Source organism: Lonsdalea britannica, from assembly GCF_946477055.1.
GTDB classification, from domain to species: Bacteria; Pseudomonadota; Gammaproteobacteria; order Enterobacterales; family Enterobacteriaceae; genus Lonsdalea; species Lonsdalea britannica_A.
On record NZ_CAMKXG010000301.1, the window covers coordinates 1 to 3,636 of the forward strand.

Annotated in this window: 3 protein-coding genes; all 3 read left to right on the top strand. The window is 58.4% G+C overall.

What is annotated here, in order from left to right; genetic code table 11:
• Positions 1-42: 42 nt before the first annotated feature.
• Complete coding sequence (locus Q7O77_RS15580; protein ID WP_304169433.1) at positions 43-1,440, top strand: FAD-binding oxidoreductase; 1,398 nt, start codon at positions 43-45, stop codon at positions 1,438-1,440.
• A 60-nt stretch (positions 1,441-1,500) separates the two neighbouring features.
• A complete protein-coding gene (locus Q7O77_RS15585; RefSeq protein ID WP_304169436.1) occupies positions 1,501-2,373 on the top strand; it encodes an AraC family transcriptional regulator in 873 nt (290 codons plus the stop codon).
• Positions 2,374-2,512: 139 nt separating this feature from the next.
• Positions 2,513-3,636, top strand: a 1,124-nt coding sequence (locus Q7O77_RS15590; protein ID WP_304169439.1) for an aldehyde dehydrogenase family protein, incomplete at its 3' end; no start/stop codon positions are given.

Consider the following 3,636-nt stretch of genomic DNA (forward strand, 5'->3'; position numbering starts at 1 on the left):
GCTCAAAAGAGACAAAGGATCATTGTGTTTCAGGAGCCCCCCATGACCACCTATTCAAATCCAGAAGCATTTGCTGACGTAAAATCATATCCGTTCTGGCTGGACACCCTCACCGCCGGGACGCCCGCGCCCTCCCTGCAAGACAGTATTTCCTGCGATCTTGCCATCGTCGGCGGCGGCTATACCGGTCTGTGGACGGCGCTGCTGGCCCGCCGTAAATGGCCCGAGAAAAAGATCGTCATTATCGAAGCCAGACGCTGTGGCTCTGAAGCCAGCAGCCGTAACGGCGGTTTCTGCTCGCCTAGCATTTCCCACGGGGTGTCCATCGCGCTCAATCGCTGGCCCAAGGAAGCGGAAAAACTCATCGAGTTGGGCAAAACCAATCTGGAAGAGTTAGAAGCGGACCTCCATGAGTTTGGGATGGAGATCGAGTTCGAGCTGACCGGTCAGTTGAACCTGGCGAGCCAGCCCTGGCAAATCGAAGGGCTGCGTTCCATGCAGCAGGATTACCAGCGCTTCGGCCTTGAGTGCGAATGGCTCGAGGGCGACCGTCTGGCCGAGAAGCTGAACTCCCCCCGCTACAGCGCGGGCCTGTTCGAATCGAACTACGCCATGGTCAACCCCGCCAAAATGGTGAGTGAATTACGACGGGTTTGTCTGTCACAAGGCATCGAACTGTATGAAAACAGCGAAGTGAAAGCGTTGACGCAACAGGGTGAATACGTCCGGTTGCGCACGGCGTCCGGAGAAGTGCTGGCCAAACAGGTCGTCCTCGCAACGAACATTGCCGTGCCGCTGCTGCGTCATCTGGCTTCGACGGTCATCCCTGTCTACGACTACGTACTGGTCACGCATCCATTGAGCGACGACCAATTAGCCGATATAGGCTGGACGGGACGTTACGGCATCTCCGACAGCGGCAATAAGTTTCACTATTTCCGCAAAACGGCGGACAACCGCATTCTGTGGGGTGGATATGATGCGATCTACCACTACGGCAGCCGCCGCGATGAGTCGCTGACCCAACGCCCCGAAACGTTTAACCGTCTGGCCGAACAGTTCCGCGACGTTTTTCCTGCCATTCAAGACATTGGCTTCAGCCACGCCTGGGGCGGGATCATCGACACGTCCGCACGCACGACAATGTTTACGGGCTGTGAAGCCGACGGCAAGATTGCCTATGCCTTGGGCTATACCGGACTCGGCGTCTCCGCCTGTCGTTTTGCCGCGCTGAATATGTTGGACCAACTCGCGGGAGAAAAAACGCCGCGCACCGAATTGCGCATGCTCTCCCGAGCCCCGATCCACTTCCCCCCGGAACCGCTGCGCTTTGCTGGCGTACAGGCTGCGATCCACTCTTTGGCCCGCGAGGACCGCGACGGGCATCGCAATATGCTGCTGAAAACCTTCGATGCTCTGGGCATTGGCTTCGACTCCTGACGACACCTGACGGATGTGAAAAAACGGCGGCGTTTTTTCCTGATATCGGTTAGGTTCTCTATGAAAGAATCTGCAATGGGATTAATTATGGATGATGGTATACGCGCCCCTGAACGATTGAGTACGACCCCTTATTCCCCCGAAACGGCGAATCATCATACACAGCAGGTGATGATGCGTTACTACGAAGCCTGGTGGCAACGCGACCTCGACGGGCTTCTCGCCCTCTACTCACCCACGGTAGAGTACAACGACTTTTTTCAGGGATGTCGCATCGCCCCCGAGGCGCTCCGCGACTATCTCAGCGCCTGTCTGTCGACGACGACGGAGGAGACGCTTCACTACACCGACCGCCTGCGTGTGGATGGCGATACGGCAACGCTGCAATATCAGACCCCGCTCAGCGGCAGCGATAGCCGTGCCATTATCTGCTGTTGTGAGGTGGTCACGGTCTGCGACGGCGTGATTATCCGCGTCAACGAATACGCCTCTCTGCTTTCTCAGCCGCAAGGGAAAAGCTCGCCGAGCGATCTGGATCACCGCGCGGCCTCGCAACGGCTGGGCTTGTCCGCCCGACAGCTAAGTATCATGGCCGACGACATCCAGCAGTATTTCGCGCAGCACCGTCCCCACCTGAATGCGGAACTGAGTCTGGTTCAGGTCGCCGCCGCCACGGGTTACACCCGCAATCAGATCTCGTTTTTCCTCAATCACGTGATGGGATGCAGTTTTTACCAATATCTCAACCGGCTCCGGCTTCGTCATGTGTTAACCCAATGGGATGACGGTAAACACACCTCCAAACGCATCGACGATGACGCGAAAGCGGCAGGATTTCACTCCCTCTCGACCTTTTACCGCTGCTTTAGAGAGGAGACCGGACTGTCACCCAAATCTTATTTGCAGCAGAAAATCGCAGAAAACGCGGATTGACGCCGCCCCCATTAGGTGACGCTCACCACGCGTTCGGGTCATTTTCTGCCGCTCGCCGCACCGGGCAACCTCGCCCTATTGCGGCTGACTGAGGCTTTTACCGCTGACCGGAACCTTCACCATCATCAGGGAGACAAACATGATGCATGACCAGCTTTATATCGATGGCCAATGGCAACCGGCAATACAAAACGGCCGTCTTGCGGTCGTTAACCCCTCGACCGAAGCGCACATCTGCACCGTTGCAGCGGCCGGTCCCGACGATATCGAAAAGGCGGTAACCGCCGCCAGACGCGCCTTCGATGACGGCCCCTGGCCGCGGATGAGCGGAAAAGCGCGCGCGGGTTACCTCCGCGCTATGGCGGACCTCTTGCGTCAACGTCAACACGAACTGGCCGAGCTGGAAGTCAAAGACAACGGCAAACCATTGCCGGAAGCCGAGTGGGATATCGAGGATGCCGTCGGGTGCTTTGAGTACTACGCCTCACTGGCCGAGGAGCTGGACGAAGAGGAACAGATCATTCCCCTGCCAGACCCCCGCTTTAGCTGCCGCGTGGTGCGCGAACCGCTGGGCGTCGCCGGTCTGATCATCCCCTGGAATTACCCGCTGCTGATGGCGGCTTGGAAAGTCGCTCCGGCGCTGGCCGCGGGCTGTACTGCCGTGCTCAAGCCGTCCGAGCTGACGCCATTGGGTGCGCTGGAACTCGCCGCCATTGCTGATGCGGTGGGATTACCGGCCGGCGTCCTCAACGTCGTCACCGGTCTGGGCGGCGACGCGGGTGCGCCTCTGTCCCGCCATCCCGGCGTGGACAAGCTGGCCTTCACCGGCAGCGTGCCAACGGGCAGCGCGATCATGCAGGCGGCCGCGCAGGACATCAAAAACGTCAGTCTGGAATTGGGCGGAAAATCGGCGTTTATCGTATTCGATGATGCCGATATCGAAGCCGCCGTCGAGTGGATTATGTTCGGCATTTTCTGGAATCAGGGACAGGTCTGTTCAGCGACGTCGCGTCTGTTGGTGCAGGAAGGTCTCTACGAACGTCTGATCGAGCGATTGATCGACGCTACGCGAAACATCCTCATCGGTGACGGTCTGCAGGAGGGCGTACAGCTCGGCCCACTGGTCAGCGGCGAACACTACCAGAAAGTGCGACAGGCGATAGAACTTGGCAAACGGGAAGGCGCGCGTCTGGTCTGCGGCGGTGAACGCCCCGATCATCTGACGCAGGGCTGGTTTATTGAACCCGCCATTTTTGTAGACAC

Coding starts and splice junctions, on each gene's coding strand:
- Q7O77_RS15580 (WP_304169433.1), top strand. CDS start 43: ATGACCACCTATTCAAATCCAGAAGCATTTGCTGACGTAAAATCATAT.
- Q7O77_RS15585 (WP_304169436.1), top strand. CDS start 1,501: ATGAAAGAATCTGCAATGGGATTAATTATGGATGATGGTATACGCGCC.